This window comes from Marinobacterium stanieri (genome assembly GCF_900155945.1).
Lineage (GTDB): Bacteria > Pseudomonadota > Gammaproteobacteria > Pseudomonadales > Balneatricaceae > Marinobacterium > Marinobacterium stanieri.
Map to the genome: position 1 here is coordinate 1 of NZ_FTMN01000014.1, position 15,926 is coordinate 15,926.

At 49.1% G+C, this 15,926-nt stretch carries 19 protein-coding genes; 8 read left to right on the forward strand and 11 right to left on the reverse strand.

The genetic code is table 11. From position 1 onward, the window contains the following. The first annotated feature begins 189 nt into the window (after nt 1-189). Together BW956_RS22340 and BW956_RS20915 are read left to right on the forward strand one after the other, a co-directional pair. Nucleotides 190-393, forward strand: a complete 204-nt coding sequence (locus tag BW956_RS22340) for a hypothetical protein (protein ID WP_139327263.1) — start codon at nt 190-192, stop codon at nt 391-393. A 181-nt stretch (nt 394-574) separates the two neighbouring features. Continuing rightward, nucleotides 575-1,732, forward strand: coding sequence for a hypothetical protein (locus BW956_RS20915; RefSeq protein ID WP_076466192.1), 1,158 nt, complete (start codon nt 575-577; stop codon nt 1,730-1,732). 24 nt (nt 1,733-1,756) lie between these two features. On the opposite strand, the gene BW956_RS20920 is transcribed toward BW956_RS20915, so the two are convergent. Then, a complete protein-coding gene (locus BW956_RS20920) occupies nt 1,757-2,827 on the reverse strand; it encodes a tyrosine-type recombinase/integrase (protein WP_076466195.1) in 1,071 nt (356 codons plus the stop codon). 1 nt (nt 2,828) lies between these two features. Beyond that, complete coding sequence (locus BW956_RS20925) at nt 2,829-3,353, reverse strand: hypothetical protein (RefSeq protein ID WP_076466197.1); 525 nt, start codon at nt 3,351-3,353, stop codon at nt 2,829-2,831. Nucleotides 3,354-3,571: 218 nt separating this feature from the next. On the opposite strand from BW956_RS20925, the gene BW956_RS20930 reads away from it, so the two are divergent. Further along, on the forward strand, nt 3,572-4,315 hold the full coding sequence (locus BW956_RS20930; RefSeq protein WP_175612057.1) for a DNA-binding protein: 744 nt from the start codon (nt 3,572-3,574) through the stop codon (nt 4,313-4,315). A 20-nt stretch (nt 4,316-4,335) separates the two neighbouring features. Beyond that, nucleotides 4,336-4,548, forward strand: a complete 213-nt coding sequence (locus BW956_RS20935; RefSeq protein ID WP_076466202.1) for a hypothetical protein — start codon at nt 4,336-4,338, stop codon at nt 4,546-4,548. Nucleotides 4,549-5,624: 1,076 nt separating this feature from the next. On the opposite strand, the gene BW956_RS20940 is transcribed toward BW956_RS20935, so the two are convergent. Next, a complete protein-coding gene (locus tag BW956_RS20940) occupies nt 5,625-7,475 on the reverse strand; it encodes a DUF6035 family protein (protein ID WP_076466205.1) in 1,851 nt (616 codons plus the stop codon). 97 nt (nt 7,476-7,572) lie between these two features. On the opposite strand from BW956_RS20940, the gene BW956_RS22345 reads away from it, so the two are divergent. Then, on the forward strand, nt 7,573-8,133 hold the full coding sequence (locus BW956_RS22345; RefSeq protein ID WP_139327264.1) for a hypothetical protein: 561 nt from the start codon (nt 7,573-7,575) through the stop codon (nt 8,131-8,133). Then, complete coding sequence (locus BW956_RS20950) at nt 8,115-9,152, forward strand: nucleotidyl transferase AbiEii/AbiGii toxin family protein (RefSeq protein ID WP_175612058.1); 1,038 nt, start codon at nt 8,115-8,117, stop codon at nt 9,150-9,152. Before BW956_RS22345 ends, BW956_RS20950 begins: the two co-directional genes overlap by 19 nt. 621 nt (nt 9,153-9,773) lie before the next feature. On the opposite strand, the gene BW956_RS20955 is transcribed toward BW956_RS20950, so the two are convergent. The 4 genes from BW956_RS20955 to BW956_RS20970 form a co-directional block, all read right to left on the reverse strand. Next, nucleotides 9,774-10,211: a cold shock domain-containing protein gene (locus BW956_RS20955; RefSeq protein ID WP_217695160.1), complete on the reverse strand. Its 438-nt coding sequence runs from the start codon at nt 10,209-10,211 to the stop codon at nt 9,774-9,776. 72 nt (nt 10,212-10,283) lie between these two features. Then, nucleotides 10,284-10,556: a hypothetical protein gene (locus BW956_RS20960; RefSeq protein WP_076466213.1), complete on the reverse strand. Its 273-nt coding sequence runs from the start codon at nt 10,554-10,556 to the stop codon at nt 10,284-10,286. Nucleotides 10,557-10,572: 16 nt separating this feature from the next. Then, a complete protein-coding gene (locus BW956_RS22350; RefSeq protein ID WP_139327265.1) occupies nt 10,573-10,866 on the reverse strand; it encodes a hypothetical protein in 294 nt (97 codons plus the stop codon). Nucleotides 10,867-10,874: 8 nt separating this feature from the next. Beyond that, nucleotides 10,875-11,765 carry a hypothetical protein gene (locus tag BW956_RS20970; protein WP_076466218.1) on the reverse strand — a complete coding sequence of 297 codons (891 nt, stop codon included), beginning with the start codon at nt 11,763-11,765 and terminating at the stop codon, nt 10,875-10,877. A 446-nt stretch (nt 11,766-12,211) separates the two neighbouring features. Here BW956_RS20970 and BW956_RS20975 point away from each other — a divergent pair, with 446 nt between their 5' ends. After that, nucleotides 12,212-12,463 carry a hypothetical protein gene (locus BW956_RS20975; protein ID WP_076466220.1) on the forward strand — a complete coding sequence of 84 codons (252 nt, stop codon included), beginning with the start codon at nt 12,212-12,214 and terminating at the stop codon, nt 12,461-12,463. 109 nt (nt 12,464-12,572) lie between these two features. Continuing rightward, entirely contained in the window at nt 12,573-13,190 is a 618-nt protein-coding gene (locus BW956_RS20980) for a hypothetical protein (RefSeq protein WP_076466223.1), read from the forward strand. A 1-nt stretch (nt 13,191) separates the two neighbouring features. On the opposite strand, the gene BW956_RS20985 is transcribed toward BW956_RS20980, so the two are convergent. The 4 genes from BW956_RS20985 to BW956_RS21000 are packed head-to-tail and all read right to left on the reverse strand — an operon-like array spanning nt 13,192 to nt 15,926. Beyond that, nucleotides 13,192-13,824 carry a hypothetical protein gene (locus BW956_RS20985; RefSeq protein ID WP_076466226.1) on the reverse strand — a complete coding sequence of 211 codons (633 nt, stop codon included), beginning with the start codon at nt 13,822-13,824 and terminating at the stop codon, nt 13,192-13,194. Beyond that, a complete protein-coding gene (locus BW956_RS20990; RefSeq protein WP_083703184.1) occupies nt 13,818-14,288 on the reverse strand; it encodes a lytic transglycosylase domain-containing protein in 471 nt (156 codons plus the stop codon). Before BW956_RS20990 ends, BW956_RS20985 begins: the two co-directional genes overlap by 7 nt. Then, entirely contained in the window at nt 14,267-14,806 is a 540-nt protein-coding gene (locus BW956_RS20995) for a hypothetical protein (protein WP_076466229.1), read from the reverse strand. Before BW956_RS20995 ends, BW956_RS20990 begins: the two co-directional genes overlap by 22 nt. Continuing rightward, on the reverse strand, nt 14,787-15,926 hold the full coding sequence (locus BW956_RS21000; RefSeq protein WP_076466232.1) for a hypothetical protein: 1,140 nt from the start codon (nt 15,924-15,926) through the stop codon (nt 14,787-14,789). The genes BW956_RS20995 and BW956_RS21000 overlap by 20 nt, the downstream gene beginning before the upstream one ends.

The window sequence follows — 15,926 nt, forward strand, 5'->3', positions numbered from 1 at the left end:
CTTCTACCTTTGGCGAGATGAAGCGTACCACTGTCAGCAGTTGGCTACCTCTCGCCGTTCAACCATGAGTGTCGCACTTATTATCTGAATTCCCGTGTAGTTAAATTCAATTCCGACTCAGGTGTTACCACGATTAATGAAGATCTCGGCCTTTCGACTGGGGGAGGCTTTGGAGGTGGTAATGATGTATTGAAGTTTACTGATAAAACATTTTCAGAAATTGGCTACTTCCAGGATGGGAACGATATCGTTTTCTATGATGTAGCTGATGCACAAGATGGATTTGTTGATGACTTGGTTTATATTGAGAATTTCTATCTTGGAGGTGATTACTTCGTTGAGTTTTTGGTTGACTCGACTGGTACATCCTTTGATGCAATAAATCTTCTTTGATGCAATGCATAGATAAATCATAACGAATTCCCCCCCCTGCTCTACTGCAAATTCTTGCCGCGCACTAAGTTAGGACGGCAAGAATTTGCCATTTTTGTCTGTAACATTATGATTCTATTGAAATTAAAGCTGGCTCAATACTTGCATTCTCGATTTATAAATGCAAAGCGAGGGAATGTAAATGTCATTAAATATTGGATCAGCTAATCCTTACAATTCATATGTCTCCAGGCCAGCACCTGAGAATTTCTCTGCAATTAATTCTGTAAGGAATGAAGCAAACAAGCTTATTTCTGATGGACTAATTGGTGAAAATACCACGGTAACAACTAGGCTTGATTTTAATAGCGTATCTATAGATTATTGGAGCGAAAAAGCTCAATCGCAATGGAGCGCCTATTCCGCTTTAGATGACTCAATTGGAAACAGTGCTGCTCAATATCACGAGCAATTCATTAATGAACGCCAAGCAACTGCTGATGACTATCTGAAGTCATATTTGAATTTGGCACGCAAGTTTAGTGAAGAATACTCAGGGTCTGCTTCTTTTTCTGATGTTTTTAATTGTTTTCCGGATGCCAGTAAGGATTCTGAGATTCAGACCTTCATTGAAGATCATCGTGGTGCTATTTATGAAGCAAAACGATTAAAAGACGAACTCGTTGATTTTCCAAAAGACCTTTTAGCTTGGGGGCAAAAGAAAAATATTGAATTTTCACAAGAGCTTAAGTCTCTTGTCAAAGAGATGGAGTTTGACTGGGCTAACCACCCCATCGACCCAAGTCAATCAAGTGGATTTACCTCTACTTCGTCAACCTTTAACATGAATGACAATGTTTTAATTTATGAAAGCACTTCAACATATAACAATCCAACTGATAAACTTTACAATATCCAGATAAACTCATCTCAAAGCTGGGCCGGGAAGGGCGATACGACTCAACTGGAAAAGTGGTTTGGTGCTGATGGAGCATATTCAGAGTTCAAAAAGGAACTTTATCATCAGTACACGGTTTTAAAAAATAGTGCGCATAATGCTTTTGAAAGTAACTCGTTGCTTTCTAGTTCAGGATTTTCACTAGAAATGATGATCAATAATTTCAAAAATGGCAATGATATTGCCGAACTAGATAATGGAAATCTTCATAAAGAATCAGATAGCATACATGAATTCTGGGATACAAATAGCTTATTGATAAAACAATACATTTATAAAATGGATGAGCTTAACTCTATCCCTAAGACAGCATCAGATTTTTATCAATTGAACAGTGCATATGTTAGAAAATACACATCGGATAATTTTGACTACCTTATGAGTCTACGTGAAATGGTGTAGGGTGTATTTGATCCGTAGATTTTTCTACGGATCATCTTTTTGATGTTTGTTAATTTGCATGCTCAGCTTAGCAGCAACACGCTTTCTTTTCTCATTGCCACGCCTGTCATATCGGGCGGTTGTATCGAATGAGTTGTGCCTCGCCATGTCCATTGCAGTTTTAGGGTCTATACCAGGCACGTCGAGCACGTTCGAGCAGTAGGTGCGTCTGGAATCATGTGGTGTCAGATTGTTGATGCCCAGCCTCTGGCAATAAGCTTTGAACAGGTAGCCAATGCCAGATGGTGAGATCCGACGACTCAGTATTGGTTTGTCAGATTTGCTTACCGCCGTAAACAGTGCACCAGGTTCAAACCCTCTGTACTGAAGCCACGCCAATATGGCCTCAGTTGTTTCCGGCGCCAGCTCCAGGGTAGCAATTTTGCCCCCTTTTCCCAGTACGGTGATTTGTTCTGTTTGCGGTTTGAAGCTGTCCAGGTTGAGCAGCGAGAATTCATGGCGACGAATCCCGGACAGGAACGCCAAACGGAATATAGCCCGGTCGCGAGCGGCTTTGGCGGGGTGTGTTTCGGCTACAGTATCGAAACCGGCCTCCAGTGCTGCGGTTTCGTTAGAATCGGCCATACGGCCTGCAAGCTCCAACCTCACTTTGAAGGCTTTAATGTCGCTGATGCCTTCGTGTGTATCCCGATTGATCCATCCCATCTTAAATGCCTGGCTCATCACGCCTTTCAATGTAACCAGTAGCCCATTCATAGTGTTGGGTGATCGGCGTTTATAATCGCCGTCCTCAACATAGGGCTCGTATAGTGCCTGCAGCATTGCCTGAATTCGATGGGCATTGAACTCCGCCCAGTTGAGCCATTCATAATCCCCATTGGGCGCACCTAGCCGGGCCGCACACTGATTTAACCGATTCCGGTAAGTCACGGCCGTGGTACCGCCATACCGCATGAGGTATACGTTGGCCGGGTTACGCTCACCTCTCAATGGAGCGTCCAATAGAGGCTTGGCGCCCTCGCCCTCTGCGGTCAGTCCATTTTGGGTTCCGAGTTGTTGCAACTGGCGATGCGCTTGTGTGATGAGCCCACTCATATCAGAACCATTCAGGATGCTTGGCTTTGTCGGCAGACATAATTGCTTCTAGGTTGGCCATTAGCTCAGGCACTGGAATTATGGCGCCCGGGTATAGGATCGGCTGGGGTCGCAGTACGCCACCAGGATAGATCATCAGAATGAAGTGCATCTGATCCTTTTCGCCAGCATGCGCCAGCCATACCTGATAGGCTTGGGTCTGCGGGATATACGCAGTGATAGCCGCGGCCAACAGGCGCTGGCCCTCCTTAGTTTGGGATTCAACGCCAAGTACCCGTGAAACGATCTCGCTTGCGCATTCCTCCGGAGCGATCCGGGCACCTGAGTTCAGTTGGCCAAGCTTGTCGAAGCTGGCGCGATTGACGCCCATCGCCTGTATGCTGCCCCCCAGCGTATCGACCAGGTAAAACCAGTGTTGATCGACCGGTGATCCGGCGTCATCCATCCCCAGCTGCCATTCATTAGCCGACATCTGCGCCAGGCTGATTTCATGGTCCATCCATTCGCGGCAGTGTTTCTCGATCATCGCCCTTTCCTTTCTGTTTTGGCAGCCAGCATCTACCAGCTTCAACTTCGGTTCCGATTGAGATTAGCACATTACTATTAAGATTTTTGAATCTTTACAGTTATCTATTCTTTATATGTATTGGTGTAATACACCAATACATACTATTATTTGTTAAAGCTGTAGCGCCAGAATCTGCAGAGAACAGGGCAGGGGGCGCAATGAATGAGGTGAGTGCCATGAGCGAAGAAACTCGGCCAAAAGGCCGTACTAGCCAGTACTGGGATAAAACCGTTGTTTTCAAAGCCTGCCGTGAGCTTAAGACCCAAGGGATTCATGCAACGATTAGAACGGTTCGTACCCACACTGGTATTTCCGCTGGCAGTGATGCCACCGTGCAGAAATACATCAACGAATGGAGGGATGAGGAAGAGTACAGCGTTTACCCGGCATCAATGCCGCCAGCCCTGAAAACGTCACTTGAATTGTTGTGGGAGAATGCGCTGCTTGCCGCTCAGGAAACCGTTGTTGACCAACAACGTGCCGTGGAAGAAGATCGAAGAAGCCTACGCGCCGAGCGACTCGAAATGCACGCTACACTCGAGCGAAATGAGTCTGAAGTAGAAGATAAGGCTCACCAGGTTCTCGAATTACAGAAGTCTCTTCAGGAGAGTGAATCGACGATTGCTCAACAGATCGATGCAATGAGCAGCCTTGCCGGCGACAAACAAAGGCTAGAAATTCAGCTGGCCCAGCTGCGTGGTGAGCTGCTGGAGGCAGAAGCAACGATCAATGGTCTTAAGGATGAGCTGCAGCGTTCTTCAGCTGAGGCTCAGGAAAACCGGATCATGCTCAAATCATTTAAAAACGAAATGAAAGATGAGATGTCAGATCTTCTGCGCCAGCAACGGGAAGACTTAATTGCTGAGTATAAGTCGCAACAAAAGGGTGATTCTAAAGATAGTGATGAAGCAGACTCATAACCTGGGAGAAGTGATCAAAGATGCACGATGAGCGTTCTGTTGATTTTTTGATGTCGTTACAGCCTGAGCAATTGGATACGATAGTTTCTCAGTTAGAAATCATGGCTACTGCCAAGAAAGCTGAGAAAGCGAACAGCTTCGCTCCTCCTGCGCCTCCGAGTGATGTTGGACGATTGGCTGACAGCCTCGGGCTGGATCTATCTGGGATCATGAGGGAGATAAATCGAAAGTAATATGCGCTCATTCAACTACCGATAAATACGTGAGGCTTTATGGAAAATGTCTTGATCGTTATAGCCGTCTTATTGGGTTTGATCTCCCTTCAGCTGTTCTATTTGATTTGGGTGACAATGATTCGTCTTGATCGAATTGATATTGAAACAACACGTATACGAGAGAAGGTGACTCGCTTCATGAAATCCCATGGACTTGAGTAGCCCTCATGCCGTATGCCAAGGCCGCTTGGTGTTAGTCCAAGAGAAATCATGTTCGCAAAGCTAGCCTTTAGCTTTATCTGATCAGGCCTGAAGGTCTTCGCTTTGACTAGGCTCTTCAATGAGCAATGAGGGGCAATAGACACAAAAAAACCGCACTATGGCGGTCAATTGCGATCATAACTAGTTGGTGGCTAGCTCTGATCAGAGCATGTAAAAGAGTGGTATCAATTACGCGCCGGTTTTCTTACGTGGTGAAACAAGTATAAGCATTCACTTCTCTAATTGTAAAGCCCTATCCCACAGTCACTTTGAGCTTGCAGGAACAGCAAGCAGGCATTTAAGCATATAACCAATTGACATTTCACACGATTATTTTCATCATATCGGTTATCACGGGGTAAGAAACCGCTACCGCTTTTTGGCGAGCAAAGATTTGACCTGCTGACTGTAACGGGTGGTGCCGACGGCTCAGCACGCCTTGGTTAAGAAGTGGTAGCGTCGGTTTTCTTACGTGGTGTACGAAGGCCCAGTGGATGAGTATAAAGGCGGCTTGTCTGCAAGCTTAAAGCTTCCGTGATGCGGTGCGTAACCGCTGAGGAAGTCGCAATGATCAAATTCAAAGAGATCACTGCTACCCTTACGCAGCTCAGTGTTCTGGCGTTGACGTGGGTTAAGTTGGCCAATGAAGCCGTTGCTCTGCTGAGTACGTTGGTTTAACGATTCGTAGGCGAAAAGGGGTGGGCAAGCACACCCCTTTCTTGCTGATCCAGTTTGCCGTTGCAGCTCCATCCTTCACTCTATTATTTCTTTCCAGTGACCTCTTTATAGCTTGAGCGAAATGGACTTTTCGGGATGATCCCTAAAAGGGACATTCATATCAGCATCAGCTCTTTTTCGATCCCATGGAGCTGGTACCACCACTGTTCCAACATTTTTTCCCTCAACTGTTCCGACCCACCAACTACGTAGTGTTTTGGCCATGGATCGTCCCAAGGCAACATCGGCATAGGGATCGTTCTGGAGTAGTCCAGCCGTTCTGTGATTCGTGCATTGATCATTTCTTCAATGCCTTCCAAGTTGAAACTCTGTTGCTCTTGAGCGAAGTCTGGAGCCAGAAGTGCGCCTTCAAAGGGTGTATCCACTTGATAAACTGGGTACCCGACTGTGGTATGCCCGTTCCATAAGGTTGCCATGATGCGTGGCGGGGGAATGTTTAGCTCCGGGCAGATCGACTTGATCAGCACCTTCTCATGTTCATTGAGTACGATACCTTGCTGTCTAACATCTAAAATTGCAGCGCGGTAAGTATGGTAGTTACGCTGTCGAGCAATAGAGTCACTGCGGCCAGACTGATTTAACAGATTATGAAACGGGCCAAGCCACCTGCGATTGCAACCTTTAGCCATTTCATTCGTTATCCATGGCCATGACTGTGCATCCCATTCAGGCTTGTCCTGATTGGCACTTCTCAGTGCCTTAAGCACAAATGGAGGAATCTGGGTTTGCGACAGCTCTATTCCTCTGCAGCGAAGCCAAATCCCCGGAACCGATAACGATTGACCGTAAGCTGGATATCCATTATCCAGTTCCCGAATCAGGTAGGGCCAAATCATGTCAGGCAGCAGGCACGAAATGCGCCAGGCTACGTTTTGCCATTTCTTCATAAAGCTATCGGGTGCCGGCTGAGGTTTTGGCAATGACGGCTCTGGCCTGGCAATATTTGACACTTCTTTCGCCACTGCAGCTTTACGTGCCTGTTCCTTTTTACGTGCACGTTCCTTGTTGAGCTCAATTTCTTCCAGGATCAACTGTTCTTCAGCCTTTAAATCATCGACAACGGCACGTCCTTCCTGAAACGAGATCTCATCCAGCCCAACCAATCGGCTCTCCCAGGTATACTTCAGAACATTACCGTCCCTATAGGGACGATGAAGCCAACATTCCAGGATCAGTCTCCCTTGTCGCCGGGACTCATCAGCACAGGTATCAGTCAGAGCAAACATGTGGTCTTCGTTTTGGGTTTGTATGTCCTTCTGCGACTGATTCATGTGAGCCGGCGAAAACTCGTGCAGAATCCAAAGGATCCCCAAGCTGGGCTGGAGCTTGTAGAAGTACTGGCGTGCCGCGATAGCGTATGGCAACTCCGGAGAAACCTGAATTTCAAACGCTACTTGGGTGCTGGCTGATGCTAACCAGGCCTGCACATCTGGCTTTCTCCAAAGTCCCGCAAACCCTTTCAGCCTTCTTTCAATCTGGATACTTTGACGATCAATATTGGGGTCATTGGTGAGTAGCTGCGCCAGCAAATGCTTAAGTCTGAAATGCTTTTCACCTTCTTGTATGCCTTGGTGTTGGATTGCGCGGTAGAGCCAGGCAGGCAGCGTGGTACCCGATCGTTGAGGGCAGTCGGATGAAACTCCTTCACGGAGCCGGTCGTGGATAGGGTACTGGTCTGTAGAGTTGGTTGCAGTGCGAATCAGCAATGGCTCTAAGCAGAATGAACATCTAAGTGGAGGGCTTTTTACAGGACCAGGTAACTTACCCTGTTCCACCAGCTTGTTATGGTGATTAACCGTGGTGATGTCATTACGAAGGCGCTGGAGTTCTTTTTGGGACTGGCTACCAATGTCTTCCAGGTAGACGCTGAGATACTGCCCCTCTTCTCCTGTCAGCCAGTCAACGCACTGAACCTGAAAACGCGAATAGTCGCTTTGCCTTTCCATCAGCCGCCTTCTCCATTAAATAAGCCCAGTTTCATGCCCTTGCCATTGACGTTATATAATGCCCTTATACAAACAGACCTCCAAGCCGGTGTGTGCCATGGGTACTCTGCAGAAACCTGACTGCGATCAGAGATACAACAAGCAATCCCCCCGATCCGCTCATGCAGCGCAACGGGACAGGCGTGCTTGTGCTGCAGGTCCCCAGGTCGTTGTTCCAGCTACGCCTGCAGGACAGTACATCAGTGGCATAGCCGCGCTTAATATACCAAGGCCTGAAGGTACTGGAGACTGGCATTTTGCCCGCGCCTTCACACCACGTTCGCGCCAGCCGCGTACTTTTCTCATGGGTGACGGTTGCCAGGAGGACACCCGGCCGTGGTTGGGTGAAGCCGGCATTGAAGACGTAACAGCAATTGTAGAAAGCATGTTGGTTCCTCATGAGAGCCCCAGGATCTACGCGGCATCTCATGCACGGGCCATCGCTGATTTAGTATTAGTGGCGACCAAGCGCAACCAGCCCTTGGACCATATACATCTCGATGACTGGATGCACACCCAGGATCAGAAAGAGCAGGTGTATTCACTCTTGTCCTATGCAAAGGACAAGCTGGAACCTGACCAATGGAGGCGTTTACAGGAATGGAAATTGAGCAGCTAAACTCCAGATTGCATCTATCCCCGGAAGAACACGCTCATTTTGATGTAATGAAAAAGGTGCTGAGTAACCTGGCACAGCATGATAAGCCCGTCATACTCAAAGGCGGCACGTCCTTGTTTCTCTGTTACGGGCTGGATAGATTCAGCGAAGACCTAGACTTCGATTGCTCCACCAAGCTGAAGCTCGAAAATACGCTTAAGCATTCCATTCCTGCAGGCTTCAAACTGAATGAGGTCACTACTCAAAAGGACACCGACACAACATCTCGGTACCGAATCAAATACACGTCGCCAGTTGGTCCCCGAAGCCTGAAAGTCGAAGTATCTCACCGCGAATTAGCCCAAGACACCGAAGCCCGTACCATCCATGGTATCTCTGTGGCTTCAATCGGCAGCATCATCAATATGAAGCTGCTGGCTGCGCATGATGGCCCGAAGCCACGAGCCAAGTTTCGTGATCTATTTGATCTCGATTACGTGGCCCGACATTTCCCAGCTGCATTCAGCCCTACCAATGCACAGCGTCTCGCTGATTTCTCAAACGATGTTGAAGCACTAAGCTCAACGTATGAGGCTGATTTCGCTGAAGACGTTCTGGTACCAGAGGGATTGGAGCTGGATGACCTCGTCCTGAGTCTCAACAGTCTTGCATCAGACATCCTGGAGAACCAGGAAGCCTTTGAAGATCGAATTAAAGCAGTCCCCGCGTTAAAGCAAAAACTACCAGCCCAGAATACTTTCTATGAACTGGCTACCCTCGCTATTGAAGACATGGCAGCTGCTGGCGGGAATGCTCGTGAGGTGAACTGGCTGAAAGTTCAGGATGATACCGTGAATGCCTGTATCAGAGAGCATGGGCAAGATCCGGGGCTTGTCTTGGAGCAATTAGAAAACGTCTCACCAGCGTGCCTGACAGCCCACGGCCGTGAGTCCCTGCAGCAGCAAATTGAGGCTGCACAGTTACCCTTAGACAGTGACCTGCACAGTAAAACTCGAATCAGCGCTACACTGACTCCATGACAAGAACGCTCAGTAACGAGAAAGGGCGCCACGAGGGCGCCCTTCTGTTTTCTACTGCTTTCTGTTGATCACCTGATACAGCGAAACTGCAAGCTGCGCTACGGTGGCCACCAGGGTCAGTATGGCGATAACGTCCATACAAAGCCTCCAATGTGAAGGCCACCCCTTTCCGATTACTGGCCTAACTCGGTCAAGGCATCAGCTAAGAGGTTCATGAGAACATGGCCGTTGATAATCCCTCGCTGCGCCAGCCGGCGACCAAACCGAGGCGAGGGCTGAATTCGGAATAACGGCCTTATTAGCAGACACGATCATAATATTCCATAAGTATTTGAATGTAAAAGAATATTTACCACTCGTATTATGCACGAGGCGCATAATTCCACTTTACTGCGGAGTATGTTGTGGGGCTGTATCTATCAGGGAGCGTTAGAGCACCGTTAGAAAGCGTTAGAGACTTCAAGTTAGCGTTAGAACTGGTTATACTGATCTCAGCTAAGAGGTTCATGGGAACATGAACTACAGACAGTGCTATGACCAAGTGCTTGCTGGGAGAAACCGCCGCGACCACGGCGGTTTTTTTTTGCTTACGTTTTAGATGCTCTGGGTAGTGAATTGTAATCAGCGCCCTTTTGCCAGCAGCAGCTTAGTAAGCATCCAATGCGCTAGCTTGGTTACGCGGCGTGGGGGCTGGGTATTTGAGCTGGTCAGTCGATACGCTTTGGATTGCGCGGGTGTATTGGGAGCAGAACGCGACATGGATGGTTGTTGACGATCGGAACAGCGTACGATCGTTAAGTGTCTAGCTAAGGGTGCCTTGTTCCCACGTTGATGGGAGTGAAACATGACCTGATCGCCTTCAAGTGGAAGTTCAAAGCCATTAACGTGAGCGGCATGAAAATAGTGCTTGGTGCCTTCCTCGCAGAGTAGGAAGCCAAATCCCTTGTCCTCGCTGAACCACTGAACCCTACCCGTCATGGGCGTACCAGGAGAAGCCTGCTTAACTCCTGAGCAAGGTCTACGATTCATCGATTCAACATGCTGCAGATCCTTGTCCATATTGCGACCTGTACTTGGATGGATTGAAAACAACACCGGGCGCCATGATGCCCCCTTTACGGCTTGATGGTGCTATTCGCCGCTACGCTTCAGGGCTGGCATCTGTGGCGAAGCAGGAGCCGCCAAAAGGTCTTCGTCCGCCTTCACAGCTTTCGCTTGCATCTGCCGGCTGGCTTCATAGCCCTCTTTCAGGAACTGCATAAACTGCAGCGCTTGCTCACGAGTCTTGGGCCCAGATGAGTAATGGATCGTCCCATCATGGTTAACTACCAGGAAGAACTGGTCCGGGTCGTGACTCGGGAACCGACTGACTTGGCCCAACTCGCGTAATGATCGAATTTCCACTATGTTCTCCAGGTATTTATTTGGGAGCCATGCCAGCGCTTTGAAACATCGTCATGAGCGCGACTGCGTGCTCATCGATCGGACTATCATTCGCCACATCAAACAATTCTGTTCGTCCATCGCGCACCACCAGATGTGGGCACATGACGGTTGCCCCTTCCCCTTGGGCGGGAAAAGGCCCCGCAACCGGGATACCGTCTTTACAGATCATTACCGAGCGGCCGGTATTGCCGTGGCAATCCTCAACCGGGACAAGACTGTATCGATTAGAAGACAATTCATCAAGGGGAAGGCGGTTGGGGGCGTTCATAGGCAGCTTTACTCCGTCATCAGGTGATCGGCATCGTCTTCATACAGGTAAGCCCGGATCGACGGCAAGTAGGGTTTTCGGGCTACCCGACGATCGGACCGCTCTGCTTTGGCACGCGAGCCACCTTTATGAATTTTGGGGAAAGGCTGCCCTTCTTCGGGCAACGGGCACAGAATGGGGATGGAAGCATGAATGCACTTATGGAATTCACCGGTGAATTCGGCCGGCATGAAAATATTCGCTTTAATCACCGGCTGGGTATAGTGCTTAAGCACCAGCAGAGGTGTTCCTGGGGTCAACTTGGCCAGTGCTTCCCGGTCACGCTGCGCTTGTGTGGACTGGTAGGGCTTGATCAACTCTTCCGCTTGCTGATGATCGATCAGCGTCATACTGGGTGATAGCTTCCCCAGGTAGGAGATCCGCATGGCTGCAGCAGGCAAGATAGGAATCGCACGAGTCGCCATTTTATTGTTTAGGCGACCAACGCCGGCACGGCTGAGTACGGCGCGAACGTCTGAGTGTTGCGATAGCTTGGTAATAAAGGATTTCGTTTTCCCGGATTCATTCGAGAGAGTTTCCAGTTGCCCCCGCAACTGGATTCGGGTGCGATTAACGGTCTCGGCCAGTTCAATACAAACCGGTTCGCACAACAGCACCCCTCTAAGCTTTAACGTAGCACGGCCATCATGGCCGGTCGTGTTTTCCAACGCTGTCAGGGCATCAATCGCATGCTGTAGCGTCTGCTCGTCTGCCGGCTGGAATGTACCTCTATCACCTTCTTCCGGATCAAGGCCATCGAACCACACATAACGCGTGTTCTGGCGCAGGCAATCTTTGAGGACTTCCGTATGGTGGAACAGCTCATTGAGCGTATCCACAATGTCGCTAATCTGAACCATATCTACACCCGGTAATAGTTCGTATTAGATTATTATACGAAAAGCCTTTACCCTTGCAAAGGCAAGTAATACCTCTATTTATACCGGTATCTCCCTAAGACCTGTTGCCAGCAACGATGCCCCATCATCTCGCACTGTTCAACCCCTGGACTAACTACCTCTCCCGGGAAGCGCGCACATCATTTGAGCCCAATACAATTAAGGCCCCATTACATGTAGGGATCATTATGAAATGACACCAACATGAACGTGGACAGTACAGACAGGGCTCACACATAAAGGGACAAGCAAAAGCGGTTATACAGGTGTGGCAGAGGTTCGGAGGTTTCGCCAGGTTTACAGGCAAGAATGGGAGATACCGGTATAAATAGAGGATTGGTCTGTCGAATATTATTGTTAGGCTATATAATTATCCCAACACCATCGATCTCAACCAGGCGTTGCCCATGCTCTCAAAAGGCAAAGAAGATCCCGAGTACATCGATATTTTGATCAAAATGGCCAAGCAGGATACACGCAGCAAACCGGTATTCGATGCTGCAAAAGAGTACCTGACCATCGGTACTCGCCAGCGCGAGCTGGAAATCAAATACAACGTTCAGCAGTGTGCAATCAGCAGCAAAGTTACCCGGTTGCGCGAACTCGATGTCCTTGTGAAAGCCGCCGTCTCCGTACTAAACACACCGGAAGAAACATAATTTTATATATCGAATTATGTCTCTATACTGACTTATGCCATGCAATCACGATTCATCGTCTCCCCGTGCCAGGGGACCCCTCTTCAGCGGCCACACGGCCGCTTTTTTCATGTCCCGTAATTTCCGCCTTAAACTGCGATCGTTCCTGCAACTGGGGATACTCTTGGTTGGCCTGCTGAACAGCATAGAGACCCATGCGGATCCTGACGCAGTACCTCTCACCAAAGAGCAACAAGGTGCCAAATGGCTGATGGAAAACCGGCCTGATCTGCTGGCGCTGTATCGTCGGTACCCTCATCTGATCAAACCGCTTGAGAGGTATGCAATTAATCAAGGGTTCACAAGACCAATCGAACTGAAAGCTACGATCCTACACGAGTTGATTCATATCGATTCGTTGGTACACGGGGGATATTACGTAGATGGGATTACATATCGACGCCCCTACATCGGGGATCCGAGTTGGCCTGAGACAAAAGTTTCAGACTTGATACCTACGCTGACTATTGATGACAAAACAGAACTGGGAAGCGTTTACACACTATATATGCGAAACGCATCCCAAAATGGCATGGCAAATATCGAAGATGAGCTCAACGCATATCAGCAGGTTCTACCGTTTGTTACTGCTCTTGAGCCATCTTCAGCAAAGCACCAGCAAAGAAAACTAGATCAATTTAAATATTTACGCCGTTTATTTTACGAGCGCCTACCACCAACCCGTTGATTCAGCGCATTGGCAAGACAGCCTCTGCGTCTAACACTAGATCTTCACCTATGAACATAAAGGTCGTATAACTGGAGCCAGAATTAGCTGACATAAACAAAGTCGGCTTACTACCTAAGGATGAATTGTAGCCGCACATTTTCTTATCTGGTCTTTTACACGCATATATCCTTAGGTATGCGTCAGCATCTTTATTTACTTTGGTATACGGTGCTCCTGTTTTAAATTGCATCATTGCCCTTATATCACCGTAGTATCCTGTAAACTTTCCATCCGATATAGTTCCACAGCCAACAGCATCGTTTTTATAGTTTGTCGTGTCGTTTGCTGGTGAGTGGTAGAAAATTCTCGCGTTTGCGAATAAATAGCACCCACCCCATATGTCACTCGTTGAGCTAGTTGATTGGACCACAATAACGGGAGCATTTCTTGCGGTACTGCCAAGCGCACCTTCTGTTGAACCCTGCAATACCTCTAAAGCAGACAAGTCTCCCGTACTGCCTAGATCAGCCTGACCAACATAGTCATCTCCCTGAACTTCCCAGTTGTACTGCCCTTCGGCCTGAGCAGTACCCAGACTCAAAGTACCTGCCATTGCCAGCGCAAGAGCAGTCCGTTTCAGTGTCATTACCATTGCTTACTCTCCAGTTTATGCCAGCGTGCTACCACTTCCCGTGCGTAGCGTTCTCCAGCTTCTCGTTTTGCTTTTGAACGACAGGGCCAGCAGCCAGTGTTGTAGCTGACAATGCCATTCGGGATACCATGACGAGCAATTTCACTCGCCAAAATCCAGGACCCTACATGTAGGTTCGTGCAGGGGTCCTGAAGCTGTTCGCGGCTCACGCCAAATTCATCCAAGCGCGGCCACCACCATTTGTTGATCTGCATGAGCCCCACACTTTCACCGTTGTCACCCAGGATGCTTCCGTTGAGTGACTGACCTGATTCCTGCATTTTCACTGAGGCAATCAACATGGGGCGCAATCCGTATCGATCGCTGGCGCTGTTTATGCAGTCGGCGACCTTGGCGACGTCACCGGCCATGGCGGTACCGCTTATAAGCAAGAGGGGCGCAATCAGGCGCGTGCCAACAGACATACTTCCTCCAGCTTGATGATCGGCTGGACACCCTTGTCTTTGGTTCCGATCTCAAACGCGCCCAGTCGAATTTCCGGGCGCTGGGCCAGTGCCTGCAGGCCAGACAACAATCGGTCCATGGTTCCGGCAGTCGCGGTCACGTAACCAGGACGGCCACTGACGCAAATTTTCTGAAGACCCAAAGGAATACCGTTTCGGCTGACTTGCTGAACACGCTTGGTGATCAGTTCATCCAGGTTTACATGCAGCCCATCCCGGCCCAGGTCCAAGAGCTGGTACAGAGCCAAACCATCGGGAAGATCTTCAAGTGCCGGGTACGTATTGGTGTATTGTTCTTCAACCGGACGGAGAGCAAGCCAAGATGCCTGCCAACGTTCAAGAACGGTATAGAGCTTTTCTTGCTGCTCTACCTTGTCGGTTAGCGTATTGAAGTTCTGCCACCCGCCTTTCAGCATAATGACCATCGCAATCAGCGTGGCCAGCAGATAGATACGTGATTTACTTAGATTTGCTGTCATCGATATTCCCCTCAATCACGTACTGGCGCATACCCCGGCCGTTAATTTCCAACTCACGCCATCCTTTTGAAGATAGGTGCAATGCGACACCCGAACGACTTGCCATTTCCGCAACTATCGGTTTGCCCTGCAGGGTCGCAGGCGTGGCCTCTTTCACCAGCGCAAAGGTCATTTCCATCTCGCCCTTATCATCCAAACGAACCTGGCGCATCAGAACGGCAGGCATAGCGGCGCTATGCTGCAATACGTCCATCAGCTTCTGAGTCCGTTTCACCTGGGGCGGGACTTCCTGCATAAAGAAGCGGCGTTGCTGAAGAAGGTCCAAACGAGCCTGAGAGACTTCAGCTGCACCCAACTGATTGTTCAAAACCGTATATCCCGCTTGAAGGGTGCTGAGTTTGATCCAGGGCAGCACGGTCCCCATCAGCCAGCCCGTTGCCCCCACAGCCAGAATCGCTGCGAGTGAAAGCATCGGCATCAGTCGCTTTTTTGTAGGATCCACCAATGGGCGTCGAACAATTGTCCTAACCTCCTGCAGGAGGGAGCCCAAATGCTTCGCTGACTCCACTTGTGGCAAGGGGTCTGCAATGTAAATTTCGTCAATTGCACGGTTATTCGACTTCACTTCACCCAGTAGGCCTACCATGCTCTGCATGAACCGTGTTGATTCAAGGAACGGAAGGAATTTCTCAGAGATGGAAACCAGCTTCCCTTCACGAAACACCAGTACCTGCACCATCGTTTTCTCGGTACCGTCTGTGACTGGTGTACCCGTGACTAGCGCAATCGGATGTCGCTTGGAGTTGTTTCGCCCCCAACGCAACCAGGTATCGATGGACAAGTGAGCTTTGTAACCTGCACGTTGCCACTCGATCGCATCCTCATGCACCCATACACGCACAGCTTCACCGCGTGCCATGACACGATCAGGCTGGCGCACAAAGCTGTCGTCACTGACCGTATCGTTAAGGGTCAGGTGAACCAGCTCCCCGGAGAGTAGATGGGTCGCCTTACGCTCGCATGATTCCAGCTGATACAGATTGCCTAAAACTGGGCAGCCGGCAACCTTAGGGGTTCGCTCGGCACTGCTATCTGACTTAGCTTTTTTTCGTTTCAACAT